Origin of the sequence: Pseudomonas sp. D47 (assembly GCF_045447305.1) — a bacterium.
Taxonomy (GTDB): domain Bacteria; phylum Pseudomonadota; class Gammaproteobacteria; order Pseudomonadales; family Pseudomonadaceae; genus Aquipseudomonas.
Genome location: NZ_JBJGXU010000009.1, coordinates 85863 through 111359, shown reverse-complemented (window position 1 = coordinate 111359; position 25497 = coordinate 85863). Strand labels below are relative to the sequence as shown.

Here is a 25497-nt window from a genome sequence, read left to right as displayed (position 1 = left end):
ATTCCTCATTTGGCGTCTTTATTGACCGTATTGAGCAGGAATTTACCGATCAAGTCTTCAAGCACCAACGACGACTGTGTGTCGTGGATTGTCGAACCATCCTTGAGCAAGGCTGTTTCCCCGCCCACGCTGATACCGATGTACTTCTCGCCCAGCAAACCAGCAGTGAGGATAGATGCAGTGGAGTCAGTCGGCAGATTATCTACCTTCTTATCGACTTGCATGGTCACTCGGCCGGTGAAGCTGTCGCGATCCAGATCGATTGCCGTGACCTTGCCGACGGTTACACCGGCCATGGTCACTTTGGCTCTGACAGTCAAACCGGCGATATTATCGAAGTACGCGTAAAGTTTATAAGTATCGGCGGTGGGGCTGGCCGACAGGCCGCTGACTCGCAGGGCCAACAACAGTAAAGCCAGGATGCCAGCCAGCAAGAAAAGGCCGACACCGATTTCCACAGTGCGGTTTTGCATCAGAAATCTCCAAACATCAAGGCGGTCAAAATGAAGTCAAGGCCCAGTACCGCCAGCGAGGCGTACACAACGGTCTTGGTGGTGGCGCGACTGATCCCTTCTGAAGTGGGCTCACAGTCATAGCCTTGGAATACGGCGATCCAGGTCACTACAAAGGCGAAGACGATGCTCTTTATGATGCCGTTGAGCACGTCGCCGCTGAAAGTCACGCTGTTTTGCATGTTGCCCCAGTACGAGCCGTCATAGACGCCCAACCAGTCAACCGCCACCCACGAGCCGCCCCAGATACCGACCACGCTGAAGATCATCGCCAGCAGAGGCAGGGAAATGAAGCCGGCCCACAGGCGCGGGGCAACAATGTATTTGAGCGGGTCCACGCCGATCATTTCCAGGCTGGACAACTGCTCGGTGGACTTCATGTTGCCGATCTCGGCGGTCAATGCAGACCCTGCGCGCCCGGCAAACAGCAAGGCGGTGACAACCGGGCCAAGTTCACGCAACAGCGTCAGGGCGACCATCTGCCCCACCGCCTGCTCCGAACCGTAGCTGGAGAGGATATTGAACCCCTGCAAGGCCAGCACCATGCCGATGAAAATCCCGGACACCACGATAATGACCAGGGACATCACGCCGATCGAGTGCAATTGCTTGAGCAGCAGGCCAAAACCGCCGCCGATGCCGCCGCGACCGAGCAGTGCGTGAAACAGAAAAATGGTCGAACGCCCCAGCACTTCGACCAGATCGATGCCGGAGCGACCGAAAAGGCGAACCTTCTCGAGTAAAGATGTCTTGCGCATCAGCGCTTCCCCAGAAGATCTGAGCGGTAGTCCGCTGCCGGAAAATGAAAAGGCACCGGGCCATCGGGATCGCCGGTCATGAATTGGCGAATACGCGGGTTATCAGCGTTCATCAGTTCTTCAGGCGTGCCCTGCCCCAGCACCTGACCATCGCCTACTACATAGAGGTAGTCGGCAATGCTCGCGGTTTCGGCCAGGTCGTGGGACACCACGATACTGGTAATCCCCAACGCGTCGTTGAGCAGGCGGATCAGGCGTACCAGCACGCCCATGGCGATCGGGTCCTGGCCTACAAAAGGCTCGTCATACATGAGGATTTGCGGATCCAGCGCGATGGCACGCGCCAACGCGACACGACGCTTCATGCCGCCGGACAATTCGTCAGGCATCAGGTCGATGGCGCCGCGAAGGCCGACGGCCTGCAGCTTCAGCAACACAATGTCACGAATCATCTCATCGGACAGTTGCGTGTGCACCCGCAGCGGAAACGCCACGTTTTCGAACACATCGAGGTCAGTGAACAGCGCGCCACTCTGGAACAGCACGCCCATATGCTTGCGCGCATCGAACAGATCGCTGCGCGACAGGGTCGGCAGGTTCTGGCCGTTGACCCACACTTCGCCGGCGCTAGGGCGCAATTGCATACCCATCAGGCGCAACAGGGTGGTCTTGCCGCAACCGGAAGGCCCCATGATGCCCGTGACTTTTCCGCGGGGAATGCGAATATCGACGTTATTGAAGATGCTGCGCGTCCCGCGCTTGAAGGTAAGGCCCTTCAGCTCGACCGCGTAGGCGTTATCGGCACTCATCTAATCTCCTTGGGATGCAGCCTTTCACTCAGACACCATGTTTGCGACATTCGTTTGCGACAGATGCGCAATAAATAGTTAGCCACATGGGTTGGGCGGACCGAACTGGCGGCGAACTATATCACTGCTGGTACAGCGCCCCCAAGGCCGGAACAGCGCTCGTTCAGATTCGGGACAGGGAAAAAACGTTGCTGTGCACTAATCTTAGGTACTTGCAGAATAAACCCTGACGAACTTGCGTGAGGGAATTGATCATTACCGCTATAATCGCCGACTTTTCGTCAGGCTATACGATTTCAGACATGAGCCAATCCAGCGACCTTATTCAATCCGCACAACGCACCATCCGCCTCGAGCTTGAAGCCGTAGAAGGTTTGCTGGCCCATATCGACGCGGATTTCGTACGCGCCTGCGAAATGATTCTGGCCAGCAAGGGCCGCGTTGTCGTGGTCGGCATGGGCAAATCAGGCCATGTCGGCAACAAAATCGCCGCCACCTTGGCAAGCACCGGGACCACGGCTTTTTTCGTGCACCCGGCCGAGGCCAGCCACGGCGACATGGGCATGATCACCAAGGATGACATTATCCTGGCGCTGTCGAACTCCGGCAGCACTAATGAAATCGTGACCCTGCTGCCACTGATCAAACGCCTGGGCATCCAGATGATCAGCATTACCGGCAACCCGGACTCGACGCTGGCCAAGGCCGCCGAGGTCAACCTGAATGTTCACGTGGACCACGAAGCCTGCCCGCTGAACCTGGCACCGACCTCCTCCACCACCGCAGCGCTGGTGATGGGCGATGCCTTGGCAGTGGCGCTGCTGGAGTCACGCGGGTTTACCGCCGAGGATTTCGCATTTTCCCACCCGGGTGGCGCCTTGGGCCGCCGCCTGCTGCTGAAAGTCGAAAACGTCATGCACTCCGGTGATGAATTGCCTCACGTCCCGCGCGGTACCCTGCTTAAGGACGCCCTGATGGAAATGACCCTCAAGCGCCTGGGCATGACAGTCATCCTGGAATCCGATGGCCGCCTGGCCGGGGTGTTCACTGACGGCGACTTGCGCCGTACCCTGGACCGTAACCTCGACATTCAAACGGCTACGATCGACGAAGTCATGACCCCACGCGGCAAGACCGCACGCCCTGAAATGCTGGCGGCCGAAGCGCTGAAGATCATGGAAGACCACAAGATTCTTGCGCTGGTGGTCGTCGACGGTGACGATCACGCGGTCGGCGCCCTGAACATGCACGACTTGCTGCGTGCGGGAGTGATGTAAATGTCCAGCGACCTGTTGCAACGCGGTAAAAACATCAAACTGGCGATTTTCGACGTCGACGGCGTACTGACCGATGGCCGCCTGTACTTTCTCGAAGACGGCAGCGAGTTCAAGACGTTCAATACCCTCGATGGCCAAGGCATCAAGATGTTGATGGCTGCGGGCGTGCAAACGGCGATTATCAGCGGTCGAAAAACACCGGTTGTGGAACGCCGCGCACAAAACCTGGGGATTCCTTACCTGTATCAGGGCCGCGAGGATAAACTGGTGGTTCTGGACGAGCTTCTTGGACAGCTCAACCTAAGCTATGAGCAGGTCGCCTACCTGGGCGATGATCTGCCTGACCTGCCGGTCATTCGCCGGGTGGGCCTGGGCATGGCCGTCGCGAACGCCGCGGCATTTGTGCGCGAACACGCCCATGGCATCACTACCGCACGTGGCGGTGAAGGTGCTGCCCGCGAGTTCTGCGAGTTGATCCTGCGTGCCCAGGGCAGTCTTGAAGCGGCCCACGCCGCCTACCTATAGAGCTTTTTATGCTGAGCAAAAAGATTCGCAAATTTCTGTTATTCGGGGTGATCGCCGCGCTGTTCCTGGCGGTGGGCTACTGGAATATCAGCCCGGAGCGCTTTCTCGACAAGCCTGTAGTGGCCGTCGACGAGAGCGCTATCGCCTATTACGCCATCAACGCCCACACCATACAGTTCCTGCCTGACGGCAAGGTTCAGTACGAAATGACCGCCGATAAAGTCGAAAACCTCAAGGCCACGGACGTCAGCCTACTGACCAACCCCGACCTGAACCTCTACCGCGGTACCGAGTTCCCATGGCATGTCACCAGCAAGCGCGGTGAGGTGAACAAGGGTGGCACCCAGGTAGAACTGATCGACTCGGTCCGCGTTGCACGCACCGACGATAAGAACCGCGACACCATCATTACCAGCAGTCGCATGACCGTTTTCCCACAACAGCAATATGCGCAGACCGAGCAAGACGTTAGAATCGACGGCGCTGGCGGTGTATCGACTGGCAAGGGAATGAAAGCGTATTTGAAAGAAAGCAGGATACACCTGCTATCGAACGTAAGAGGACAGTATGAGGCTCGTTAAAACCCTCCCTATTTTGCTCGGTCTGGGCGCAGCACTGGGAAGCGTGAGCGCCTGGGCTCTGCCGAACGATAGCCAGCAACCGATCCACATTCAGGCTGACGATGCGCAGCTGGATGACAAACAAGGTGTGGCCACCTACACCGGCGGCGTGATCATCACCCAAGGCTCGATGAAAATCACCGGCAACACGGTGACGCTCACGCGTACCCCGGCCGGCGATATTGACGTGGTGACGTCGGTGGGCAACCTGGCCTATTTCGAACAGAAGCAGGCGCCCGCCGATACCGCCCCGATGAAGGGCTACGGCAAGACCATCCAGTACCACGCCCAGCAGAACCGCATTGTCCTGATCGATCAGGCCAAAGTGGTCAGCACCGATGGCAACACCACGGAAGGTGAAAAAATCACCTATGACACCGTGAAGCAGATCGCTCAGGCCGGCCGCGCCAATGGCAGCAAGGTCACCGCACCTCGCCCGCGTATCGACATGGTTATCCAGCCGAAGCAGAAAGCTGACGCGAAGAAGGCGAACTAACGAATGGCAACCCTGAAAGCCCAGCATCTGGCCAAGGCCTATAAAAGCCGTCAGGTCGTACGCGACGTGAGCCTTTCGATCGACAGTGGCCAGATCGTCGGCTTGCTTGGCCCGAACGGTGCCGGCAAGACCACATGCTTCTATATGATCGTCGGGCTGGTTCAGGCGGATCAAGGGCGCGTACTGATCGACGACTTGGACGTCAGCCATCAGCCCATGCACGGTCGTGCACGTGCAGGTATCGGCTATCTTCCCCAGGAAGCGTCGATCTTCCGCAAACTGTCAGTGGCCGACAACATCATGGCGATCCTTGAGACCCGCAAGGAACTCGACCGTGATGGCCGCCGCAAGGAGCTGGAAAGCCTGCTGCAGGAGTTCCATATCAACCACATTCGCGACAACCTCGGCATGAGCTTGTCCGGTGGTGAGCGTCGCCGTGTGGAAATCGCCCGCGCCCTGGCCACTGCGCCTAAGTTCATCCTGCTGGACGAACCGTTTGCCGGCGTCGACCCGATCTCGGTCGGCGACATCAAACAGATCATCTATCACCTCAAGGCCAAGGGTATCGGCGTATTGATCACCGACCACAACGTCCGTGAGACCCTCGATATCTGTGAAACAGCTTATATCGTCAACGATGGCCAGCTGATCGCCGAAGGCGATTCAGCCACTATCCTGGCCAACGAACTGGTCAAGGAAGTGTACCTGGGCCATGAGTTCCGCCTGTAAGCACTGTGGTGTCTGGCCATTCGCCAAGGCGCGCGGGAGTCAATAAAAACCTCGTTTTTTTTATTGCTACCGCGCTCTAGGCAAAGCCCCCGATATCAGGCATATAATTTGCTTATGTTTGGCGCTCACGCGCCCTGTCGTGGATGGCGCATTGCGCCGGCGAATAAGGTGTTAAGCCCCTGCCATGAAACCATCGCTAGTCCTGAGAATGGGCCAGCAGCTGACGATGACACCGCAGCTGCAACAGGCCATCCGCCTGCTCCAATTGTCGACCCTGGACCTGCAACAGGAAATCCAGGAGGCCCTGGAGTCCAATCCGATGCTCGAACGCCAGGAAGAAGGCGACGACTTCGATAATGCAGACCCGCTGGCCGACAACATCGAGCAAAAACCCAACGCCGACGTGCAGGAACCCTCTTATCAGGAAACCGCCCCGACGGTGGATAACCTTGAGGAAGGCGAATGGAACGAGCGCATTCCCAACGAGCTTCCCGTGGACACCGCGTGGGAAGACGTCTACCAGACCAGCGCCAGCAGCCTGCCGAGCAATGATGATGACGAGTGGGATTTCACCACCCGTACGTCCGTCGGCGAGAGCCTGCAAAGCCATTTGTTGTGGCAACTGAACCTCGCGCCGATGTCGGACACCGATCGCCTGATCGCCGTCACCCTGATCGACTGCATCAATAACCAGGGCTACCTGGACGAAACCCTTGATGAAATCCTCGAGGCCTTCGACCCGGAACTGGACATTGAACTGGACGAAATCGAAGCCGTCCTGCACCGCATCCAACAATTCGAGCCCGCCGGTATCGGCGCTCGCACGCTCAGCGAGTGCCTGCTGCTGCAACTGCGCCAACTGCCGGCCAAGACCCCTTGGCTCGCTGAGGCCCAGCGCCTGGTCACCGACTACATCGACCTGCTGGGCAGCCGCGACTACAGCCAGCTGATGCGCCGCATGAAGCTCAAGGAAGACGACCTGCGCCAGGTCATTGAGCTGGTACAGAGCCTCAACCCTCGCCCGGGCTCGCAGATCGAGTCCAGCGAAGCCGAATACGTGGTTCCCGACGTGATCGTGCGCAAGGACAACGAGCGCTGGCTGGTGGAATTGAACCAGGAATCGGTGCCGCGCCTGCGCGTCAACCCGCAATACGCAGGCTTTGTGCGCCGCGCCGACACCAGCGCCGACAACACCTTCATGCGCAACCAGTTGCAGGAAGCGCGCTGGTTCATCAAGAGCCTGCAGAGCCGCAACGAAACCCTGATGAAAGTGGCCACCCAGATCGTCGAGCACCAGCGCGGCTTCCTGGAATATGGCGACGAGGCCATGAAACCGCTGGTGCTGCACGACATCGCCGAAGCGGTGGGCATGCACGAATCGACGATTTCCCGGGTGACCACGCAAAAATTCATGCATACCCCACGGGGTATTTATGAGTTGAAATACTTTTTCTCCAGCCACGTCAGCACCTCCGAAGGCGGCGAATGCTCGTCCACGGCGATCCGCGCGATCATCAAAAAACTGGTTGCCGCGGAAAATCAGAAAAAGCCGTTGAGTGACAGCAAGATCGCTGGTTTACTGGAGGCACAAGGCATTCAGGTCGCCCGTCGAACCGTCGCCAAGTACCGCGAGTCCCTCGGGATCGCGCCTTCCAGCGAGCGTAAGCGTTTGATGTGACGGGCGGGCCATAGCGTTCCAGTGGCGGGTATTCCTACCCGCCGCTTTATGCACTGGCAACGAAGGAGAAGCTGTATGCAAGTCAATATCAGTGGACACCAACTGGAAGTGACCGAACCGCTGCGCGCCTACATAGGCGAAAAGCTCAAAAGAATTGAGGGGCATTTCGACAAGATCACCAATGTGCAAGTCATCATGACTGTCGAAAAGCTGAAGCAGAAAATCGAAGCCACCTTGCGTATACCCGGCGGGGAAGTCGTCGCCAATGCTGAGCATTCAGATATGTATGCCGCCATTGACGACCTGACCGACAAGCTGGATCGCCAAATCAAAAAGCATAAGGAAAAGCAGCAGAGCCTTCTTCAGGGCACAGGCCGCTAACACTCCCCACCCATGATCCGACTTGAAACCATCCTGACCCCCGGCCGTTCTCTCGTGAACGTGCCGGGCGGCAGTAAAAAGCGCGCCCTAGAACAAATTGCCAACCTGATCGGCCGCGAAGTGCCCGAACTGGATACGCAAGCTGTGTATGAGGCACTTATCGCCCGTGAAAAACTCGGTTCAACCGGTTTTGGCAACGGTATCGCGATTCCTCACTGCCGCCTGCAAGGCTGTGAAGCCCCAGTGAGCGCCCTGTTGCACCTCGATGCACCAATTGATTTCGACGCCATCGACGGCGCACCGGTCGACCTTCTGTTCGTTCTGCTGGTCCCGCAAGCCGCCACCGATGCACACCTGGAACTGCTCCGGCAGATCGCCAGCATGCTCGACCGCAAGGAAGTACGCGACAAACTGCGCAGTGCCAGCACCAACGAGGCGCTCTATCAGGTTGTCCTGGATGAACAAAGCGGGCAGTAATCATGCGTTTGATCATCGTCAGCGGCCGTTCCGGCTCGGGTAAAAGCACTGCCCTCAACGTTCTTGAGGACAACGGCTTCTATTGCATCGACAACCTGCCTGCGGGCCTGCTGCCTGAACTGGCAGAGCGCGCGCTGATCCACACTGAATTGGCACAACCCCTGGTTGCCGTTTCGATTGACGCCCGCAACCTGCCCAGCCACCTTGAGCGATTCCCGCAATTGCTCGAGGAAGTGCGCGCCAAGCACATTCATTGCGATGTGCTCTACTTGGATGCGGACGAAGAAACGCTGCTCAAGCGCTTTTCCGAGACCCGCCGACGCCACCCCCTCAGCAGCCCGCATCGCTCCCTGGCCGAAGCCATTGAGGACGAGACCACGCTGCTCGGCCCGATCATTGACCTCGCCGACCTCAAGATCAACACCACCAGCCTGAACCTGTATCAATTGCGGGATGCCATCAAGCTGCGCCTGCTGAACCAGCCAGAGCCCGGTACCGCTTTTCTGGTCGAGTCGTTTGGCTTCAAGCGCGGCATGCCGGTGGACGCCGACCTGGTCTTTGATGTGCGTTGCCTGCCTAACCCTTATTGGAAGCCAGAACTGCGCGAACAGTCGGGGCTGGATCAGCCTGTGGCCGAATACCTGGCCGCGCAGCCGGATGTAGAGGAGATGTTCCAAGACATCTCCAGCTACCTGCTCAAATGGTTGCCGCGCTTTGCTGCGAGCAATCGGGCCTATGTCACCATTGCCATTGGCTGTACCGGCGGCCACCATCGCTCCGTCTACCTGACCGAACGCCTGGGCCAGGTGCTGCAGCAAACCCTCAAGAACGTCCAGGTTCGCCACCGCGACCTTAGCTGAAAGGACCACCCCGCGATGCCCGCTCTGGAAATTGAAATCATCAACAAGCTGGGCCTGCACGCTCGCGCTTCCGCTAAATTCGTCGGCGTTGCCGGACAATTTCCTTGCGAGATCTACGCCGGGCGCACGCCGGAGTCCATGGTCAACGGCAAGAGCATCATGTCGATGATGATGCTGGCCGCCGGCAAGGGCACCAAGATTCACCTGAAGACGCAAGGCGAGCAGGAACAGGAAGCGATGGATGCCTTGGTGGCGCTGATCAATAACTACTTCGACGAAGGTGAGTAAACCCACCCTTTGAGAGGGATGTGAGGCTGCAACAGCCTCACCCCAGAGCTGTATCCATCACCATCATTAAACAGAACCCGATGCACAACCCCAAGCTGGCAAGCTTTTCGTGACCATTGCGGCGCGATTCGGGGATCACTTCGTGAGTCACCACCAGCAACATCGCACCAGCCGCAAGCGCGAGGCCCAGCGGCAACAAAACTTCCGCCAGGCTCACCAGCCACGCGCACAACACAGCGAACACCGGCTCTACCAACCCTGACGCGGCGCCGATCAGGAACGCTTTGACCCGCGACATCCCGGCCCCGGCCAAGACCAGCGCAATCACCAAACCTTCCGGCACGTCCTGCAGGGCAATGCCCATGGCCAGGCTATCGGCATCCGGCATGCCGCCACCTGCGGAGACACCCACCGCCATGCCTTCCGGAATGTTGTGGGCAATGATGGCGAACACAAACAGCCAGATGCGGGGTGGGATCACCGGTTTATCCGGCGTGCCCACCAGCATTTCCGGGCTGGCGCCGGAGACCTTGCGGTCGACCAGGTACAGCCCGAACGCTCCCAGCATGATCCCAAAGCTGATCAAGCCGCTGGCGCCCCAGGGCGAAAGCCCCAGGCCTTCAGCGGCAGTGATACCCGGCACGATCAGCGAAAAGGCAGTTGCTGCCAACATCACTCCAGCACCAAAGCCCAACAATGTATCGCTGAGCGCTACCGGCATCCGACGAATCACCAGCACCGGCACCGCGCCCAGCGCCGTGCCGAGCGCGCAGATCGACCCGCCCTGCAAGGCACGCAGGATGCGCGGTTCAAGGTCCAGCCAGGCCAGCCCGTGGGCCACCAGCAATGCAGTACCTGCCAATAGCAGCAGTGAGCCAAACGCATAACGAAACATTCGTCCGCTGCTGATCGCCAGTATTTCAGTGCCCATAGTCGGCCTTAGGTCGTGTTATAGGGTCAATATCAGGCCAAGGCGGCCTGGTAGCGTGCGGCGACTTCCGGCCAATTAATCACGCTGTAGAAGGCGTTGATGTATTCCGGACGACGGTTCTGGTAGAGCAGGTAGTAGGCGTGCTCCCAGACGTCCAGACCGAGGATCGGCGTATTGCCGTTCATCAGCGGGCTGTCCTGGTTGCCGCTGCTTTCGACCACCAGGGTCTTTTGTGGGGTAACGCTCAGCCAGGCCCAACCACTGCCGAAACGCGTCAGGGCAGCCTTGGTGAAGGCTTCCTTGAAACTGTCGAAACCACCCAACTGTTCCTCGATCGCTTTGCCCAGCACGCCCTCAGGTTTACCGCCGCCTTTGGGCGACATCACCGCCCAGAACAGCGAGTGGTTAGCGTGGCCGCCACCTTGGTTGATCACTGCGGCACGCAGTTTTTCCGGCAACTGCTGGGCGCTGGACACCAACTTCTCAACCGGCCAGCCCGCAAACTCAGTGCCCTCAACCGCCGCATTCAGGTTGTTGATGTAGGTCTGGTGATGCTTGGTGTAGTGGATTTCCATGGTTTGCGCATCGATATGCGGCTCCAGGGCATCGTAGGCGTAAGGCAGGGCAGGCAAGGTGTAGGACATATCAATGTGCTCCGTAATAAGGACTGTTGCGGATCGACGCATCCGTTTGCACCGCAGCGCCACCCAACAAGCGATGGGTTCGCGGGTACTCGCCGTGATCGCTGATGAAGTTCAACAGTTCGACGTAGGTCTTGCTGCTCTGGCGCAGCGCCGCCTCGCGCAATTGCCGGCTCAGGCGCGGGTCCTGCAGGGTCTGCAGCAGGCGCTGATGGATAGCACACAGGTACTCCGCGCTTTCCTCAGGCTGGTTCAGGCGCAGGTGCAGGTCCGCCAGGTTGTGATGGGAAATGACGCAAGCCGCCACTGCTTCGTCGGCATCCGCCCAACGCTCGAATAACACTTGAGCCAGGGCCAGGGCTTGCAAATAGGCCTCGCGAGCGTCGACCAGTTCGCCCTGCATAAAGCAGCGATTGGCCCGTTCGATCGTGCGTTTCCAGTGCTCCATGGTGAGCCTCCAAAGCAGAGTCGGTGATTACACGCCGCCCGCCGTAAGCTTTTCCGGATCCAGCAGGATCTCCAGTTGGCTACGTGACAAGTCAGTGTGCTCGAGAGCGACATCAATTACCGGACGGCCTTGCTGATAGGCCTTCTTGGCGATTTCAGCGGCTTTTTGGTAACCAATGATCGGGTTGAGTGCGGTGACCAGGATTGGGTTGCGCGACAGCGCTTCCTTGAGCTTGGCTTCGTTGACCTTGAAGCTGGCGATGGCCTTGTCGGCCAGCAAGCGGCTCGAATTGGCCAGCAGTTCAAGGCTGCTGAGCAGGTTTTGGGCGATGATCGGCAGCATCACGTTCAGCTCGAAGTTGCCGGATTGCCCCGCGACAGTAATCACCGTGTCATTGCCGATCACTTGGGCCGCGACCATGGCAGTGGCTTCCGGGATCACCGGGTTGACCTTGCCCGGCATGATCGAAGAGCCCGGTTGCAGGCCTTCCAGCTCGATTTCACCCAGGCCTGCGAGCGGTCCGGAGTTCATCCAGCGCAGGTCATTGGCGATTTTCATCAGCGAGACGGCGGTGGCTTTCAACTGGCCGGACACGGCAACGGCTGTGTCCTGGGAGCCGATCAATGCGAACAGGTTCCTGCCCGGGATGAATTTCACGCCAGTCAGGTTGCTCAGTTGCTGGCTGAAACGCGCGGCGAATTCCGGGTGTGCGTTGATCCCGGTGCCGACCGCCGTGCCGCCCTGAGCCAGGGCCTGCAAGCTCGGCAGCAAGTCCTGCAAGTGACCGATATTGGCCTTGAGCTGCTGCGCCCAGCCGTTGAGCACCTGGCTCATGCGCACCGGCATGGCGTCCATCAAGTGGGTGCGGCCGGTCTTGATGAACGGATGCACTTGCTCGGCCTTTTGCTCGATCACCTGCACCAAGTGCAACAGCGCCGGCAGCGTTTGCTCATGCAGCACCAAGGCGGCACTGACGTGGATGGTGGTGGGAATGATGTCGTTGCTGCTTTGGCCGCAGTTCACGTGGTCGTTAGGGTTGACCGCCTCGCCCAACAAACGTGTGGCCAGGGTCGCAATCACTTCGTTGGCGTTCATGTTGGAGCTGGTGCCGGAGCCGGTCTGGAAGATATCCACCGGGAAGTGCGGCATGTAATCGCCCTCCAGCAAGCCCTGGGCGGCATCGACAATGGCTTTGCCCTGCCCTTCGCTGATCTGCTTTAGGTCGACGTTGGCCTTGGCCGCAGCGGCTTTGGCCAGGATCAGGGCGCGGATGAATTGCGCCGGCATGCGCTGGTTGCTGATCGGAAAGTTGTTCACCGCGCGCTGGGTTTGTGCGCCATACAAGGCCTCGGCCGGTACTTGCAGTTCGCCCATGCTGTCGCGTTCGATACGGGTGTTACTCATCGGAAGATCCTTGCACCAGGTCAGAAACAGAAATGGAAGGCAGCAATTCGCAGGTCGCCAATTGCCAGGCAAAGGCCTGCCAGCGCTTAAGGCGGCAGGCACAGTGGGAGAGGTTTTCCAGGTCGCGCAGCGGGCGCCACGCCTGGTCCAGGCACATGGAGCGCCAATGCCAGGGCAAGGCGATATCGCGGGCGGTGTCGATCAGCAGGCGCAATGAGGTTTCGGCGATCGTCCACGGATGGGTCGCGGTGCAACACGCCAGGTACCGACCCTCATTGAGGTAATGTTCGATCAGGCGAGGTTCATTGGGATCGAGGCCGCAGCGAATCTGACGACTCATCCAGCGCCAGCTTTCCAGGTACGGATCCTCATGCAGGACAGAACTCATGATCCACACTCATTCGATAATGATATTTATTATTAAATGATATTGAGAATCAAAACAAGTGCAGCACATTAATCCACCTGTGACTCGGCCATAAAAAAAGGCACGCCATCTGTACGATGGCGTGCCTTTTTTTGAGCGCGAGAGTGATTAGCTGCCGGCGACAGTCATCCGCTCGATCAACACCGAACCGGTGCGAATGTTGCTGCGCAGTTCCAGGTCGTTACCCACGGCAACGATCTGCTTGAACATGTCGCGCATGTTGCCGGCGATGGTGACTTCCTGCACGGCGAATTGAATTTCGCCGTTTTCTACCCAGAAACCCGCCGCGCCGCGGGAATAATCACCGGTGACCATATTCAGGCCACTGCCCATCAGTTCGGTCACCAGCAGGCCACGGCCCATACGACGCAGCAACGCCGCCTGGTCTTCGTCGCCATGGGTCACGAACAGGTTGTGCACGCCACCGGCGTTGGCGGTGCTTGGCAGGCCAAGCTTGCGGCCAGCGTAAGTACCGAGAACGTAGGAGACCAACTCGCCCTTTTCGACAAACGGTTTGGCATAAGTGGCCAGGCCATCACCGTCGAACGCCGAACTGCCCATGGCGCGCATCAGGTGCGGGCGCTCATCAATGGTCAGCCACTCAGGAAACAGTTTCTGGCCGATTGCGCCCTCAAGGAACGAAGACTTGCGGTAGAGGTTGCCGCCGGAAATCGCGCCCAGGAAGCTGCCGAACAACCCGCCGGCCAGCTCTGCCGAAAACAGCACCGGCACTTCACAGGTCGGTACCGGGCGCGCGCCCAGGCGGCTCGCCGCACGCTGGGCTGCGCGCTGGCCAATGCTGACCGGGTCAGCCAGCAATTCGCCTTGGCGGCTCACGTCATACCAGTAATCACGCTGCATCTGGCCATCGGCCTCGGCAATCATCACACAGCTCAAGCTATGGCGAGTGGAGGCGTAACCACCGATAAACCCGTGGCTGTTGCCATACACGCGGCAGCCCTGATGGGTACTCAAGGTGGTGCCGTCAGCATTCTTGATGCGAGGATCAGCATCAAACGCTGCCGCTTCGCAGATCAGCGCCTGCTCGATAGCCTGTTCAGGCGTGATGTCCCAAGTGTGAAACAGATCGAAATCCTTCAAGTCCTTGGCCATCAGTGCCTTGTCAGCCAAGCCTGAGCTTTCATCTTCGGAGGTGTGCTTGGCAATCGCCAACGCAGCGGCGACCGTCTCGCGAATCGCTTCGGGCCCGCTGGCCGACGTACTCGCCGAGCCCTTGCGCTGCCCTACATACAAGGTGATACCAAAACCCTGGTCGCGATTGAATTCGACGGTTTCCACTTCCCGCTGGCGCACCGACGTCGACAGCCCCTGCTCCAGCGACACCGCCACTTCACAGGCGCTGGCCCCCTGGCGCTTGGCCTCGGCAAGGATCTGCTCGACTTGTTCCTGCAGTGCCGGTAACGCTTGCGGACCGACGCTTTGGGCTGCACTCATGGTTTTCTCCACTCAAATTCTGCTTTCGGTTAAGGCCATCGAGCGACCGGGCCGGACAAGCGGCCCCCGACTGGTTATCATGGCGGCGTTTCTTTGCGGACTGCCACCATGGTTGATTCTTACGACGACTCCCTCGATGGGGAGAAAAGCAAAACCCAGGTCAAACGCGAGCTGCATGCTCTGGTTGACCTTGGCGAGCGCCTTACAACGCTCAAGCCTGACTTGGTTGCAAAACTGCCACTGACCGACGAAATGCGCCGGGCCCTGGCTGATGCACCTAAGCACACCGCGAATATCGCGCGTAAACGGCACATCATGTTTATCGGCAAACTGATGCGCGATCAGGACACTGACGCCATTCTGACCCTGCTCGATCAACTCGATGCCTCCACTCGCCAATACAACGAACGTTTCCACAACCTGGAACGTTGGCGTGACCGCCTGATTTCGGGCGATGACGCTGTATTGGAGAAGTTCGTGTTGGACTACCCGGACGCGGACCGCCAGCAACTGCGCTCCCTGATCCGTCAGGCCCAGCACGAACTGGCGCAAAACAAGGCTCCGGCCACCAGCCGTAAAATTTTCAAGTACATCCGTGAGCTGGACGAGACTCAACGCGGCCTGCGCTGATCCTCTTCCCCGGGTGGCGTTCTGCGCCACCCGAAGCTCCACCTTTTACGACCCCGTGCCACCCACGGTGATCGCATCAATCTTCAAGGTTGGCTGACCAACGCCGACCGGCACCGACTGCCCATCTTTACCGCACGTGCCCACGCCGCTGTCCAGCGACAGGTCGTTACCGACCATCGACACCTTGCTCATGGCTTCTGGCCCGTTACCAATCAACGTTGCCCCTTTGACCGGCGCGGTAATCTTGCCGTCTTCGATCAGGTACGCCTCGCTGGTGGAGAACACAAATTTGCCGCTGGTGATGTCCACTTGGCCGCCGCCGAGGTTGGCGCAGTAGATCCCGCGTTTTACCGAGGCAATGATTTCCGCCGGGTCGCTTTCGCCACCGAGCATGTAGGTGTTGGTCATACGCGGCATCGGCAGGTGCGCGTAGGACTCGCGGCGGCCGTTACCAGTACGCGCCACGCCCATCAGGCGGGCGTTGAGCTTGTCTTGCATGTAACCCTTGAGCACACCGTTTTCAATCAGCGTGGTGCACTCGGTCGGCGTGCCTTCGTCGTCGATGCTCAGCGAACCACGTCGACCGGCCAGGGTGCCGTCATCGACAATGGTGCACAGCTTGGACGCGACCATCTCGCCCATGCGCCCGCTGTAGGCGGAACTGCCCTTGCGGTTGAAGTCGCCTTCCAGGCCGTGGCCCACCGCTTCGTGCAGCAAAACCCCAGACCAGCCCGAGCCCAGTACCACCGGCAAGGTACCGGCTGGCGCCGGAATGGCTTCAAGGTTGACCAGTGCCTGGCGCAGCGCTTCGCGGGCGTAGCCCATGGCGCGGTCTTCAGTGAGGAAATAACGGTAGTCGGTGCGCCCGCCGCCGCCATGGCCACCGCGCTCGCGGCGACCGTTCTGCTCGACGATCACACTGACATTGAACCGCACCAGCGGCCGTACATCCGCCGCCAACCCGCCGTCGGTGGACGCCACAAGAATGCGCTCCCACACACCGGCCATGCTCACGGTGACTTGCTGGATACGCGGGTCGAGGGCACGGGTGGCCGCATCGATACGCTTGAGCAAGTCGACCTTTTCCGCACGGCTGATCACTTCCAGAGGGTTATCCGGCGCGTACAACTGAGCCACATCCTGGGTGCTGAATGCCTGCACCGTGCCGTTCTGGCCGGCGCGAGAGATTAAGCGTGCCGCACGCGCCGCCAGGCCCAGGGCTTCAAGGGTAATGGCGTTGCTGTAGGCAAACCCGGTCTTCTCACCAGATTGCGCGCGCACGCCCACACCTTGATCAAGGTTGAAGCTGCCTTCCTTGACAATGCCGTCTTCGAGGGCCCAAGACTCGGAAATCTGCCCTTGGAAATACAGGTCGGCCGCGTCGATACCTGGCCCGGCCAGATCGCCGAGCACGGTTTGCAAGCTTTCGATGGTCACGCCACCGGGTGCCAGGAGGTGTTCACTGACTGAGGACAACAACTCGCTCATAGGTTTGGCCTTAAATTCATCGTTCCGAAGCAGGCCGCTGCGCGCCCTGCGAGAAAAAGCGCCGATGGTTGACCACCGGCATGCGCGCCCGTATCGACGCCTGTTCACTGCTATCGCGTTCGGCCAACAACACCGCTTCGCCTTGATCCTGTTGTGTCAGCACGCGCCCCCAAGGGTCGACAATTGCTGCGTGGCCAAAGGTTTCCCGTGGGCCTGGGTGTACGCCGCCTTGGGCGGCTGCCAGCAGGTAGCACTGGGTTTCGATGGCTCGCGCACGAATCAGCACATCCCAATGTGCAGCGCCGGTCACCGCCGTAAAGGCCGAGGGCGCGGTAATCAATTCAGCCCCCGCCGCACGCAATTCGCTGTACAACTCGGGGAACCGCAAGTCGTAGCATACCGTCAGGCCCAAGCGCCCCACCGGCGTGTCCGCCACGACAACATTGCCACCGAAAGCATAGTCGTCGGATTCGCGATAACGACCTCGAGCATCCGCCACGTCGACATCGAACAGGTGCAGTTTGTCGTAACGGGCGACGATTTCACCCCGATCATCGATCAAGAGCGAGCAGGCGTTGGATTTGGCGTTCGGTTGGTCCTTAGGCGGCAACGGCAATGTGCCGGCCACTATCCATAAGGTGAGGTCGCGGGCGGCCTGTTTCAACCACGGCAGGATCGGGCCTTCGCCCAAGGCTTCGGCGCGACCAATGTCGGCGACGTCACGACGGCCCATGGCGGCGAAGTTTTCCGGCAGTACCGCCAGCTTCGCACCGCCCGCCGCCGCTTGCTCCAGCAAGCGCCGGGCCTGAGCCAGGTTGGCCAGGACGTCACTCTGGCTGACCATTTGAATTACCGCAAAGGACATAGGCCAACACTCCGTAAAGGGCATGCGGCCATGCTACTCCACAGGCTCTCAGTTTGGTTTTTCAAATGGCTTGTCGAAGGTGATTTTTGGATCCTTCCATGGACCTTGCACCTTGTATTGCACACTGGCGAAGCGCGACACACGGTCGCCGATCAACTTGTCGATCAGGAACAGCGCGCCACCAATGGCCGGCGCACCGACAATCAATGCGGCAATCGGCAGGTTGTTGGTCACCGGCAATGTGACCAGCAACTTGGCGTCGACCCGGTCGGCCACCAGGTCCAGCGTGCCATTGAGCTCAAGGTTAGTGGATGGCCCGGTCATGGTGATCGGCTCACGGGTCACGAACACGCCATTACTGGCCGCCAGCAAGCCTTTGACCCGGTCATAGCTCAAACCTTTGCCGAGCAAGTCCGAGAAGTCCAGGCGCAAACGGCGACCGATGGAGTTGAAGTTGAGCAAACCAAATACCCGCAGGGCCTGGGCGCCGCCTTCCACTTCAACGAACTGGCCTTTGCGGAATGCAGCGTCCAGGCTACCGGAGAAACGCTTGGGCCCGACCCAGGCTGGCGAACCCGGCCAGCGACCGTCCACGTCCAGATGGAAGTCTTCACTCGTCACGGTCGGCGCAAAGCCCCAGCCCTTGAGCACATCGGCGATGTTCTTGCCATCCAGGCGGCCTTTGTACCAACTGCTGCTGTCACCCGGCGCGCCTTCCCAACCACCGGCACCCTTGAGCTGCATGCCTTTGAGGCCCAGGTCCAGGTTGTTGAAGGCCAGGCCCTTGGCGGTTGGGCGGATCTTCAGCGACCAGGCACCTATCAGATCAGGCCCCTGGAACAATTGATCGATGGCGATATCCAGTGCCGGAATGTCTTTGGGATCAATATCAGCCAACGGGTCCGGCGCGTTCTCATTCGCCTGCACCGTCGGGTCCACCGCCGGCAATTTCACGTACTGCAAGTTGATCGCAATAGGCGCACCCTTGGCATCCGGCAGGTTCACCGCGCCTTTGGCTTGCTGGCTGTCAAACTGCAAACCCCACGCAGCCGGCTTGCGACCCAGTTGCAAGTTGACCCGATCAAACTGGGTACCGAAGCCAGTCAACTTGCCCACCTTGAAATCAGCGCCACTGAGCAGTTGCTTGGCACTGCCGCCCGGATCATTGCCGGCGTAGCGGTTTACCAGTTTTTTCCACGGGTCGATGTCCAGCTCCGACAGCACGCCGCGAATACGTAGGCCTTTGCTAGCTGGCAACAGGGCAGCGCCATCGCCAAGGAACAATTCCCCACGACCGTCATTGAAGTTGTCTGGAGGCGAGGCAAAGGTAAAGCTCGCCAGCTCGCCGTAATCAAACCAGTAGCGCCGCTCGGCGCCCTGCAAGGTCATACGGAACACGCTGTCACGGCCCTGACTGGCAGGCATGCCAAACGGTGCCGGCAGATCCACTGCTACGCCCTTCATGGTGGAGCTGACCATCAGTTGGCTGTCGGCGCCGTCCAGGGTCAGTTGCAATTGGTAAGGGATATCACCGGACACCGGCAGCGGCTGGCTGACTTTTAACCAATCCGTCAGGCGCTTGACCGTGACCTGGCCCTTGGCGCTGACGCGCGTACTGATTTTGCCCGGTTTGCCATCGGCAAAAATCTGCGCAGTGATCGGCCGGTCGAACGCCTGGGCCGAGATGTTCTGGCCACTCAGGCCTTTGGCGCTGTCGAAGCGGAAATTGCCTTTGAGCTGGGTCAGGTCCAGGGTCGGCTCGGCCAATTGCAGGCGGGACTTGTCGGTCTGGAAGTCCACCACGATCTTCGGATCGGCGCCTTTGACCAGCGCAATGTCCAGGTCCAGTTTGCCTTGCAGGTCGCCCTCGCCCTTCCAACCGGCGAAGGTCGAACCGGTGCCTATCGGCGCTTCCTGGAGGATCTTCAAGCCATCGCCCAAGCCGCCAGCAAACCCACCGGTAATCAGCAGGTGGCTGTCTTGGCCGGAAGGCGCATGAGGAATATTGACGTAGATGTCCTTGACCTTGGTGTCGAGTAACTGGCCCTTGCTCGCCAGGATACGCACACCGCTCTCCTCGACAAACACTTCGCCATTGACCTTACTTACGTGCGGCCAACCCGGCTGGAACGCCAGTTCGGCATCATGCACCTTGAAGAACAAGCTGATATTGCGTGCAGCCGGCAGCGCGTCGTGGTTCAGCGAGCCTTGGTACTGGAAGAAACCTTCGTCAACCGCGCCTTTGAGAATCGCCGTGCGCAGCCACTCATCCAAGGACGGGCTTAACACGGCCGGCAAATACTTGGCCGTGAAGCGCCCGTCGCCATCGACCATGCCGACCCGCAGGTCCATGTAGTCTTCCTGGCTGTGGTCGAAATGCAGGCGAATCAGGAAGTCCGCAGCGACCTTGCCCTCTTCGCCCAGCACTTTGATGTACGGTGCGATCAGGGTGAAACCTTCCTTATCCAGCTTCCATGTCAGGCGCGCATTGGCCTGGATGTACTGCCATGGCTTGGCGAAGATCGGGTCCAAGTGCAAGGAAAAGTCCTTGCTGTCCATGCGCAACTCGCCGTGGCCCAGGTCGCCGCTGATGCTGCCGGACACGTTCCGCGCAGCCGGTGCGCCGAAGTAGGCATTAAAGCCGATACGCTCAAGGTTGGCGGCAAAGCTGACCTTTTGGTCAGTGGTGTCCTGGGGACGCAAATCCACCAGCACGTTACGCAGCACGCCAGTGGCCTTCAGGTGTTCAATGGTCTTGGCAACGCCTTCCGGCAAGGGCGCCAAAGCATTCAGCAGCGGCGTGATCGGGGTCAGGTCGAGGCGGTCGGCCTGCAGCTTCCAGACTTCCAGAGCGGTATCGGTGGCCAGGCTCTGTTGCAATTGCAGGCGTGATTCCCAGCGCGTCTCACCGATGTTCATCGCCAGCGAATCAAACAGCACTTTAAGGCCGGTATCACTGCGTTGCAGGTAAGCCGTGAGGGCAAGGTTTTCGATATGCACCGGTTTGCGGTCAGCGTAGCTGCCCTTCACCTGAGGCGAGTTGAGGCGCACCACGGCATTTTGCACGGTACCCTTGGCCCAGTCGAGCCAGAACTCACCGCCCGCCTTGAATTGCGAAAGCTTCCATTGCTGGGTCAGCTTGGCCGGGATCCATTTGGCCCAGTCGCTCTGGGGAAGGCTCAGGTAGGCCTGGACTTGCGCGTCTTTCCATTCGCTCGCGCGGATACGCGTGCGCAGGCTCACGGCCAGTGGCTGGCCGTCCGGCAAGGTCAGGCGGGCGTCGAGGCGTTGGCGCGTGGCGCCGGTGTGCAGGCTAAGGCCCACGTATGTCAGGGTCAGCGGCGCCTGAGCGAACGGTTGCAGCGTGACCTGGCTATCGAGCACCGACACGCGCTTGACCATCTGCATGCGTGTCAGCAACTGCTCCGGGTCCAGCGGCTGATCATCTTGTACCGGCAGGCCTTGCAGCGCCCAGTGGCCGTCCTTGTCTTCCTTGACGCTCAACTGCAACCCGCTGACTTCCAGGTGGGCAATGCGCACCTCGCGCGCCATCAGGCTGGCCCAGATAGCCGGTACCACTTCAACCTGGTCCAGGCGCAAGGCACTGCTGCCCTCGCCGACCATCACATCGTGGGCCAGCAATATCGGTGCGAAACCGCTCCAGCGCCCTTCCAGGCTACCGATGCGCACAGGCATATCCACCGCGGCCTGGGTCTTGGCTTCGATTTCGGCGCGGTATTCGGCCACCAACGGGGTGAGTTCACGACCCAGGCTCACGTACACCGCCGCCAGTACCAGCAACAAGGCGCACAAGCCCAGGCCCCAGCGGGTCAAAGCGGCAAAAAAGCGTTTCAGACGCTCCATGTCAGGCGACCCTCAAGGCAATTAGCGGACGGCAGATCAAGGTCTGCCGGTCTCGAAGAAAGAAAGCGATTGGGGATCAGAGCAGCACCACGTCGTATTGTTCCTGTGAATACATGGTTTCGACCTGGAAGCGAATGGTGCGCCCGATAAAACCTTCCAATTCGGCGACGTTACCAGACTCCTCGTCCAGCAACCGATCGACCACTTTCTGGTTGGCGAGCACTCTATAACCTTCGGCCTGATAGGCACGCGCCTCCCGTAAGATTTCGCGGAAAATCTCGTAGCAAACCGTTTCCGGGGTCTTCAACTTGCCCCGCCCCTGGCAGCTGCTGCAAGGCTCGCAGAGCACTTGTTCGAGGCTTTCGCGGGTACGCTTGCGGGTCATCTGCACCAGGCCAAGCTCGGTGATGCCGATGATATTGGTCTTGGCGTGATCGCGCTCCAGCTGCTTCTCGAGGGTACGCAGCACCTGACGCTGATGCTCTTCGTCTTCCATGTCGATGAAGTCGATGATGATGATGCCGCCCAGGTTGCGCAGGCGCATCTGGCGGGCAATCGCGGTAGCCGCTTCGAGGTTGGTCTTGAAGATGGTCTCTTCAAGGTTGCGATGCCCCACGAACGCACCGGTGTTGACGTCGATGGTGGTCATGGCTTCCGCCGGGTCCACCACCAGATAGCCGCCGGACTTGAGCGGCACCTTGCGTTCCAAGGCTTTCTGGATTTCGTCTTCGACGCCATACAGGTCAAAAATCGGCCGTTCACCAGGGTAATGTTCCAGGCGATCGGCAATTTCAGGCATCAGTTCGGCGACAAACTGCGTGGTGCGCTGGAAGGTTTCCCGCGAGTCGATGCGAATTTTCTCGATCTTCGGGCTGACCAGATCGCGCAGGGTGCGCAGGGCCAGGCCCAAGTCTTCATAGATGACGCTGGGTGCGCCGATGGTTTTGATCTGCGCGCCGATCTGATCCCAGAGGCGTCGCAGGTAACGGATGTCCATAAGGATTTCATCGGCGCCGGCGCCTTCTGCGGCGGTGCGCAGGATGAAGCCACCCGCTTCCTTGATGCCCTCGGCAGCCACGCAGTCGCTGACCACCTTTTTCAGGCGCTCGCGCTCGGCTTCGTCTTCGATCTTCAAGGAAATGCCGACGTGAGCAGTACGCGGCATGTACACCAGGTAACGCGAAGGAATCGACAACTGAGTCGTCAACCGCGCGCCCTTGGAACCGATGGGGTCCTTGGTGACTTGCACCACCAGGCTCTGCCCTTCGTGCACCAACGCACTGATGCTTTCGACCGCAGGGCCTTCGCGCAGGGAGATTTCCGAAGCATGGATGAACGCGGCGCGGTCCAGGCCGATATCGACGAATGCAGCCTGCATCCCCGGCAACACGCGCACCACTTTGCCTTTATAAATATTGCCGACAATGCCGCGCTTCTGCGTGCGCTCGACGTGCACTTCTTGCAGAACACCGTTCTCTACCACCGCCACGCGCGATTCCATCGGCGTGATATTGATCAGAATCTCTTCACTCATGGCTGGGTCTCGTTCAGGCGTTTTCACAATAGTGACCGATCGCTTAAGGCTTGGCGCGCAAGTAAGGCGTTCAGCGCGCGGTAAGGTTTTGCCAACAGGGTATGCCGAATTGCTCGAGCAGTTGCGCGGTTTCGCACACCGGCAGGCCAACCACGGCGGAGTAACTGCCATTGAGCCCGGCGACAAACACCGACCCGAGCCCTTGGATAGCATAGCCGCCAGCTTTGTCCTGAGGTTCGCCACTGTGCCAGTAGGTCGTAGCCTCCTCGACAGAAATCCCGCGAAACAGTACGCGACTGCTTACACATCGGGTTTCGCAGCGCTCGCCGTCGGTGAGCGCAATGGCCGTGAGCACTTCATGTTCACGCCCTGCCAAAGCCATCAACATGGCCAAGGCATCCGCTTGATCCATCGGTTTGCCGAGGATATGACCCTCCACGATCACAGCCGTGTCGGCGCCTAAAACGCAGGCGCCCGCCGTTTTTTCAAGCGCAGCAAAACCCGCCGTGGCCTTGCCGCGCGCAAGGCGCTCGACGTAGGCAACAGCAGATTCGTTTGTAAGAGGCGTTTCATCAATGGCGGCGCTGACCACGGTGAAGGGCACACCGATCTGGGTCAGCAGTTCACGCCGCCTTGGGGAACCCGAGGCCAGATAAAGCAAATTCATTGCAGACTCTCCCTGTAGGGTTCGATAACCAGGCAGAGCCTCGCAATCCATTCAATTGATTTTATAGCGACGAAGTAACCCACGCAGACCAAAACTGACCCATGGCCACAGCAATGCACTGACCAGCGCAGGCAGCACCAACGCCAGGGTTGGCTGGCGGTTACCGGTCAAGGCGCTGAGCCACAGTTGCACCAACTGCGCCAGGCCGAAGATCACCAGGATCACCAGGCACTGCTGCCACATCGGGAACATGCGCAAGCGCTGCTGCAACGACAGCACCAGAAAAGTAATCAGGGTCAGGATCAACGCATTCTGACCGAGCAAAGTGCCATAGAGCACGTCTTCCGCCAAGCCCAGGCACATTGCGGTGACCATTCCGACTTTATGCGGCAAGGTCAGCGACCAGAACGCCAGCAGCAGGGCCAGCCATAAAGGACGCAGGACTTCCATGAATTGCGGTAACGGCGAAACGCTGAGCAGCAGGCCGACGGCGAAGGTCAGCCAGACGATCCAGCCATTGTGCGAATGAGTACCGGCCATTATTCCTCCCTCTGCCGTGTGGTGGCCGGGGCTGCGGCCGCTGGCCGGGCTGCCGGGGTGGTAGCAGCAGGCGGTTTAACCGCCGGAGTTGCAGCAGTTGGCGTCGTCGCGGGTGGCTTGGCCGCAGCCGGTTTGGCCGGGCGAGCGTTGTGGGCCGCAGGTTTGACTGGCGTTGCCACTGGCGCTGCCGGGGCGGCCACAGGGGCTGGTGGCCCCACGAACGCAGGTTTTGGCACCGTGGCAGGAATGGTCGGCGCAGCGCCGTTCTGCTTGTCTTCCGCTTCCTGCGCCTGAGCGGCGTCGTTGGCACGCTCTTCCGGCGTGCGGTTGTCGCTGAAGACCAGCAGCAGGTAACGGCTGCGGTTCAAGGCGGCAGTCGGCACGGCACGTACAATGGCGAAGGGCTGGCCGGAATCGTGGATCACTTCCTTGACCGTCGCCACTGGGTAACCCGCCGGGAAGCGCTGGCCCAAGCCGGAGCTGACCAGCAGGTCGCCTTCCTTGATGTCGGCAGTGTCCGCCACATGACGCAACTCCAGACGCTCCGGGTTACCGGTGCCGCTGGCAATGGCGCGCAAGCCGTTACGGTTCACCTGCACGGGGATGCTGTGAGTCGTGTCCGTCAACAACAATACACGCGAGGTGTAGGGCATCAACTCGACCACCTGCCCCATCAGGCCACGGGCATCAAGCACCGGCTGGCCGAGGACCACACCGTCGCGCTCACCTTTGTTGATGATGATGCGGTGGGTAAACGGGTTAGGGTCCATGCCGATCAACTCGGCCACTTCCACCTTCTCGTTGACCAGTGCGGAGGAATTGAGCAACTCACGCAGCCGAACGTTCTGCTCGGTGAGGGCCGCCAGCTTTTGCATGCGCCCCTGCAACAGCAGGTTTTCAGTCTTGAGTTTTTCGTTCTCGGCGACCAGCTCAGTGCGGCTGCCGAATTGGCTGGCCACGCCCTGGTAGAGACGTTGCGGCAGGTCGGTGATCCAGTAAGTCTGCATCAACACCAGCGACATCTGGCTGCGCACGGGCTTGAGCAGTGCAAAGCGGGCATCGACCACCATCAGCGCGACCGAAAGCACGACCAGCACCAATAAGCGCACGCCCAATGAGGGGCCTTTGGCGAAAAGCGGTTTAATAATCCGCTCCTCCCAGGCAAATGTTCTCTTTATTCATACGGCATCAAA

The 25497-nt window shown here is 59.6% G+C and carries 27 protein-coding genes; 11 read left to right on the top strand and 16 right to left on the bottom strand.

Annotated elements, in window-relative coordinates; translation table 11 throughout:
* Nucleotides 1–5: 5 nt before the first annotated feature.
* The 3 genes from mlaD to ACI77I_RS09280 are packed head-to-tail and all read right to left on the bottom strand — an operon-like array spanning nt 6 to nt 2079.
* The gene (gene mlaD / locus ACI77I_RS09290; protein ID WP_094950436.1) at nt 6–473 is read right to left on the bottom strand and encodes an outer membrane lipid asymmetry maintenance protein MlaD; all 468 of its coding nucleotides are present in this window, start codon (nt 471–473) and stop codon (nt 6–8) included.
* Nucleotides 473–1270, bottom strand: coding sequence for a lipid asymmetry maintenance ABC transporter permease subunit MlaE (gene mlaE / locus ACI77I_RS09285; RefSeq protein ID WP_094950435.1), 798 nt, complete (start codon nt 1268–1270; stop codon nt 473–475). The genes mlaD and mlaE overlap by 1 nt, the downstream gene beginning before the upstream one ends.
* Entirely contained in the window at nt 1270–2079 is an 810-nt protein-coding gene (locus ACI77I_RS09280) for an ATP-binding cassette domain-containing protein (protein ID WP_003171811.1), read from the bottom strand. The genes mlaE and ACI77I_RS09280 overlap by 1 nt, the downstream gene beginning before the upstream one ends.
* Nucleotides 2080–2381: 302 nt before the next feature.
* Between ACI77I_RS09280 and ACI77I_RS09275 the strand changes: the two genes are divergently transcribed.
* The 10 genes from ACI77I_RS09275 (at nt 2382) to ACI77I_RS09230 (ending at nt 9410) form a co-directional block, all read left to right on the top strand.
* Nucleotides 2382–3356: a KpsF/GutQ family sugar-phosphate isomerase gene (locus tag ACI77I_RS09275; RefSeq protein ID WP_094950434.1), complete on the top strand. Its 975-nt coding sequence runs from the start codon at nt 2382–2384 to the stop codon at nt 3354–3356.
* On the top strand, nt 3357–3881 hold the full coding sequence (locus ACI77I_RS09270; RefSeq protein WP_094950433.1) for an HAD family hydrolase: 525 nt from the start codon (nt 3357–3359) through the stop codon (nt 3879–3881).
* An 8-nt stretch (nt 3882–3889) separates the two neighbouring features.
* On the top strand, nt 3890–4462 hold the full coding sequence (gene lptC, locus ACI77I_RS09265) for an LPS export ABC transporter periplasmic protein LptC (RefSeq protein WP_242154477.1): 573 nt from the start codon (nt 3890–3892) through the stop codon (nt 4460–4462).
* The gene (gene lptA / locus ACI77I_RS09260) at nt 4449–4997 is read left to right on the top strand and encodes a lipopolysaccharide transport periplasmic protein LptA (RefSeq protein ID WP_094950431.1); all 549 of its coding nucleotides are present in this window, start codon (nt 4449–4451) and stop codon (nt 4995–4997) included. Before lptC ends, lptA begins: the two co-directional genes overlap by 14 nt.
* A gap of 3 nt (nt 4998–5000) precedes the next feature.
* The gene (gene lptB, locus ACI77I_RS09255) at nt 5001–5726 is read left to right on the top strand and encodes an LPS export ABC transporter ATP-binding protein (protein ID WP_094950430.1); all 726 of its coding nucleotides are present in this window, start codon (nt 5001–5003) and stop codon (nt 5724–5726) included.
* Nucleotides 5727–5910: 184 nt separating this feature from the next.
* The gene (locus ACI77I_RS09250) at nt 5911–7404 is read left to right on the top strand and encodes an RNA polymerase factor sigma-54 (RefSeq protein WP_094950429.1); all 1494 of its coding nucleotides are present in this window, start codon (nt 5911–5913) and stop codon (nt 7402–7404) included.
* Between the two features lie 75 nt (nt 7405–7479).
* Nucleotides 7480–7785 (top strand): ribosome hibernation-promoting factor, HPF/YfiA family, encoded by a 306-nt coding sequence (gene hpf / locus ACI77I_RS09245; protein WP_010170586.1) that lies wholly within the window; start codon nt 7480–7482, stop codon nt 7783–7785.
* Between the two features lie 12 nt (nt 7786–7797).
* Nucleotides 7798–8262: a PTS IIA-like nitrogen regulatory protein PtsN gene (gene ptsN, locus ACI77I_RS09240; RefSeq protein ID WP_094950428.1), complete on the top strand. Its 465-nt coding sequence runs from the start codon at nt 7798–7800 to the stop codon at nt 8260–8262.
* Nucleotides 8263–8264: 2 nt separating this feature from the next.
* Nucleotides 8265–9122 (top strand): RNase adapter RapZ, encoded by an 858-nt coding sequence (gene rapZ, locus ACI77I_RS09235; protein WP_083360130.1) that lies wholly within the window; start codon nt 8265–8267, stop codon nt 9120–9122.
* A gap of 15 nt (nt 9123–9137) precedes the next feature.
* Nucleotides 9138–9410, top strand: a complete 273-nt coding sequence (locus ACI77I_RS09230) for an HPr family phosphocarrier protein (protein WP_094950427.1) — start codon at nt 9138–9140, stop codon at nt 9408–9410.
* A gap of 37 nt (nt 9411–9447) precedes the next feature.
* On the opposite strand, the gene ACI77I_RS09225 is transcribed toward ACI77I_RS09230, so the two are convergent.
* The 6 genes from ACI77I_RS09225 to pmbA all read right to left on the bottom strand — a co-directional run bounded on the left by ACI77I_RS09225 (nt 9448) and on the right by pmbA (nt 14716).
* Nucleotides 9448–10341: a ZIP family metal transporter gene (locus ACI77I_RS09225; protein ID WP_242154475.1), complete on the bottom strand. Its 894-nt coding sequence runs from the start codon at nt 10339–10341 to the stop codon at nt 9448–9450.
* A 32-nt stretch (nt 10342–10373) separates the two neighbouring features.
* Entirely contained in the window at nt 10374–10985 is a 612-nt protein-coding gene (locus ACI77I_RS09220) for a superoxide dismutase (protein ID WP_406997364.1), read from the bottom strand.
* Between the two features lies 1 nt (nt 10986).
* A complete protein-coding gene (locus tag ACI77I_RS09215; protein WP_094950424.1) occupies nt 10987–11430 on the bottom strand; it encodes a hypothetical protein in 444 nt (147 codons plus the stop codon).
* 27 nt (nt 11431–11457) lie between these two features.
* Nucleotides 11458–12834 carry a class II fumarate hydratase gene (locus ACI77I_RS09210; protein WP_406997363.1) on the bottom strand — a complete coding sequence of 459 codons (1377 nt, stop codon included), beginning with the start codon at nt 12832–12834 and terminating at the stop codon, nt 11458–11460.
* Nucleotides 12827–13222, bottom strand: coding sequence for a FagA protein (locus ACI77I_RS09205; protein WP_242154471.1), 396 nt, complete (start codon nt 13220–13222; stop codon nt 12827–12829). Before ACI77I_RS09205 ends, ACI77I_RS09210 begins: the two co-directional genes overlap by 8 nt.
* A 147-nt stretch (nt 13223–13369) precedes the next feature.
* A complete protein-coding gene (pmbA, locus tag ACI77I_RS09200) occupies nt 13370–14716 on the bottom strand; it encodes a metalloprotease PmbA (protein ID WP_094950421.1) in 1347 nt (448 codons plus the stop codon).
* 108 nt (nt 14717–14824) lie between these two features.
* Here pmbA and yjgA point away from each other — a divergent pair, with 108 nt between their 5' ends.
* The gene (gene yjgA / locus ACI77I_RS09195) at nt 14825–15346 is read left to right on the top strand and encodes a ribosome biogenesis factor YjgA (protein WP_064450713.1); all 522 of its coding nucleotides are present in this window, start codon (nt 14825–14827) and stop codon (nt 15344–15346) included.
* Between the two features lie 45 nt (nt 15347–15391).
* Here yjgA and tldD read toward each other — a convergent pair whose 3' ends face one another.
* The 7 genes from tldD to mreC form a co-directional block, all read right to left on the bottom strand.
* Complete coding sequence (gene tldD, locus ACI77I_RS09190; protein WP_406997362.1) at nt 15392–16834, bottom strand: metalloprotease TldD; 1443 nt, start codon at nt 16832–16834, stop codon at nt 15392–15394.
* Between the two features lie 16 nt (nt 16835–16850).
* On the bottom strand, nt 16851–17699 hold the full coding sequence (locus ACI77I_RS09185) for a carbon-nitrogen hydrolase family protein (protein WP_094950419.1): 849 nt from the start codon (nt 17697–17699) through the stop codon (nt 16851–16853).
* A 48-nt stretch (nt 17700–17747) separates the two neighbouring features.
* A complete protein-coding gene (locus tag ACI77I_RS09180; RefSeq protein WP_406997361.1) occupies nt 17748–21563 on the bottom strand; it encodes a YhdP family protein in 3816 nt (1271 codons plus the stop codon).
* 76 nt (nt 21564–21639) lie between these two features.
* On the bottom strand, nt 21640–23097 hold the full coding sequence (gene rng, locus ACI77I_RS09175; RefSeq protein ID WP_053254407.1) for a ribonuclease G: 1458 nt from the start codon (nt 23095–23097) through the stop codon (nt 21640–21642).
* 70 nt (nt 23098–23167) lie between these two features.
* Nucleotides 23168–23764, bottom strand: a complete 597-nt coding sequence (locus ACI77I_RS09170; RefSeq protein ID WP_094950417.1) for a nucleoside triphosphate pyrophosphatase — start codon at nt 23762–23764, stop codon at nt 23168–23170.
* A 51-nt stretch (nt 23765–23815) separates the two neighbouring features.
* Complete coding sequence (mreD, locus tag ACI77I_RS09165; RefSeq protein WP_094950416.1) at nt 23816–24304, bottom strand: rod shape-determining protein MreD; 489 nt, start codon at nt 24302–24304, stop codon at nt 23816–23818.
* Entirely contained in the window at nt 24304–25449 is a 1146-nt protein-coding gene (gene mreC / locus ACI77I_RS09160; RefSeq protein ID WP_263275084.1) for a rod shape-determining protein MreC, read from the bottom strand. The genes mreD and mreC overlap by 1 nt, the downstream gene beginning before the upstream one ends.
* Between the last annotated feature and the right edge of the window lie 48 nt (nt 25450–25497).

Coding starts and splice junctions, on each gene's coding strand:
- yjgA (WP_064450713.1), top strand. CDS start 14,825: ATGGTTGATTCTTACGACGACTCCCTCGATGGGGAGAAAAGCAAAACC.
- pmbA (WP_094950421.1), bottom strand. CDS start 14,716: ATGAGTGCAGCCCAAAGCGTCGGTCCGCAAGCGTTACCGGCACTGCAG.
- ACI77I_RS09225 (WP_242154475.1), bottom strand. CDS start 10,341: ATGGGCACTGAAATACTGGCGATCAGCAGCGGACGAATGTTTCGTTAT.
- ACI77I_RS09275 (WP_094950434.1), top strand. CDS start 2,382: ATGAGCCAATCCAGCGACCTTATTCAATCCGCACAACGCACCATCCGC.
- ACI77I_RS09230 (WP_094950427.1), top strand. CDS start 9,138: ATGCCCGCTCTGGAAATTGAAATCATCAACAAGCTGGGCCTGCACGCT.
- ACI77I_RS09280 (WP_003171811.1), bottom strand. CDS start 2,079: ATGAGTGCCGATAACGCCTACGCGGTCGAGCTGAAGGGCCTTACCTTC.
- tldD (WP_406997362.1), bottom strand. CDS start 16,834: ATGAGCGAGTTGTTGTCCTCAGTCAGTGAACACCTCCTGGCACCCGGT.
- mreD (WP_094950416.1), bottom strand. CDS start 24,304: ATGGCCGGTACTCATTCGCACAATGGCTGGATCGTCTGGCTGACCTTC.
- lptC (WP_242154477.1), top strand. CDS start 3,890: ATGCTGAGCAAAAAGATTCGCAAATTTCTGTTATTCGGGGTGATCGCC.
- lptB (WP_094950430.1), top strand. CDS start 5,001: ATGGCAACCCTGAAAGCCCAGCATCTGGCCAAGGCCTATAAAAGCCGT.
- ACI77I_RS09205 (WP_242154471.1), bottom strand. CDS start 13,222: ATGAGTTCTGTCCTGCATGAGGATCCGTACCTGGAAAGCTGGCGCTGG.
- rng (WP_053254407.1), bottom strand. CDS start 23,097: ATGAGTGAAGAGATTCTGATCAATATCACGCCGATGGAATCGCGCGTG.
- ACI77I_RS09250 (WP_094950429.1), top strand. CDS start 5,911: ATGAAACCATCGCTAGTCCTGAGAATGGGCCAGCAGCTGACGATGACA.
- hpf (WP_010170586.1), top strand. CDS start 7,480: ATGCAAGTCAATATCAGTGGACACCAACTGGAAGTGACCGAACCGCTG.
- rapZ (WP_083360130.1), top strand. CDS start 8,265: ATGCGTTTGATCATCGTCAGCGGCCGTTCCGGCTCGGGTAAAAGCACT.
- ACI77I_RS09215 (WP_094950424.1), bottom strand. CDS start 11,430: ATGGAGCACTGGAAACGCACGATCGAACGGGCCAATCGCTGCTTTATG.
- ACI77I_RS09185 (WP_094950419.1), bottom strand. CDS start 17,699: ATGTCCTTTGCGGTAATTCAAATGGTCAGCCAGAGTGACGTCCTGGCC.
- ptsN (WP_094950428.1), top strand. CDS start 7,798: ATGATCCGACTTGAAACCATCCTGACCCCCGGCCGTTCTCTCGTGAAC.
- ACI77I_RS09220 (WP_406997364.1), bottom strand. CDS start 10,985: ATGTCCTACACCTTGCCTGCCCTGCCTTACGCCTACGATGCCCTGGAG.
- mlaD (WP_094950436.1), bottom strand. CDS start 473: ATGCAAAACCGCACTGTGGAAATCGGTGTCGGCCTTTTCTTGCTGGCT.
- ACI77I_RS09210 (WP_406997363.1), bottom strand. CDS start 12,834: ATGAGTAACACCCGTATCGAACGCGACAGCATGGGCGAACTGCAAGTA.
- lptA (WP_094950431.1), top strand. CDS start 4,449: ATGAGGCTCGTTAAAACCCTCCCTATTTTGCTCGGTCTGGGCGCAGCA.
- mlaE (WP_094950435.1), bottom strand. CDS start 1,270: ATGCGCAAGACATCTTTACTCGAGAAGGTTCGCCTTTTCGGTCGCTCC.
- ACI77I_RS09180 (WP_406997361.1), bottom strand. CDS start 21,563: ATGGAGCGTCTGAAACGCTTTTTTGCCGCTTTGACCCGCTGGGGCCTG.
- ACI77I_RS09170 (WP_094950417.1), bottom strand. CDS start 23,764: ATGAATTTGCTTTATCTGGCCTCGGGTTCCCCAAGGCGGCGTGAACTG.
- ACI77I_RS09270 (WP_094950433.1), top strand. CDS start 3,357: ATGTCCAGCGACCTGTTGCAACGCGGTAAAAACATCAAACTGGCGATT.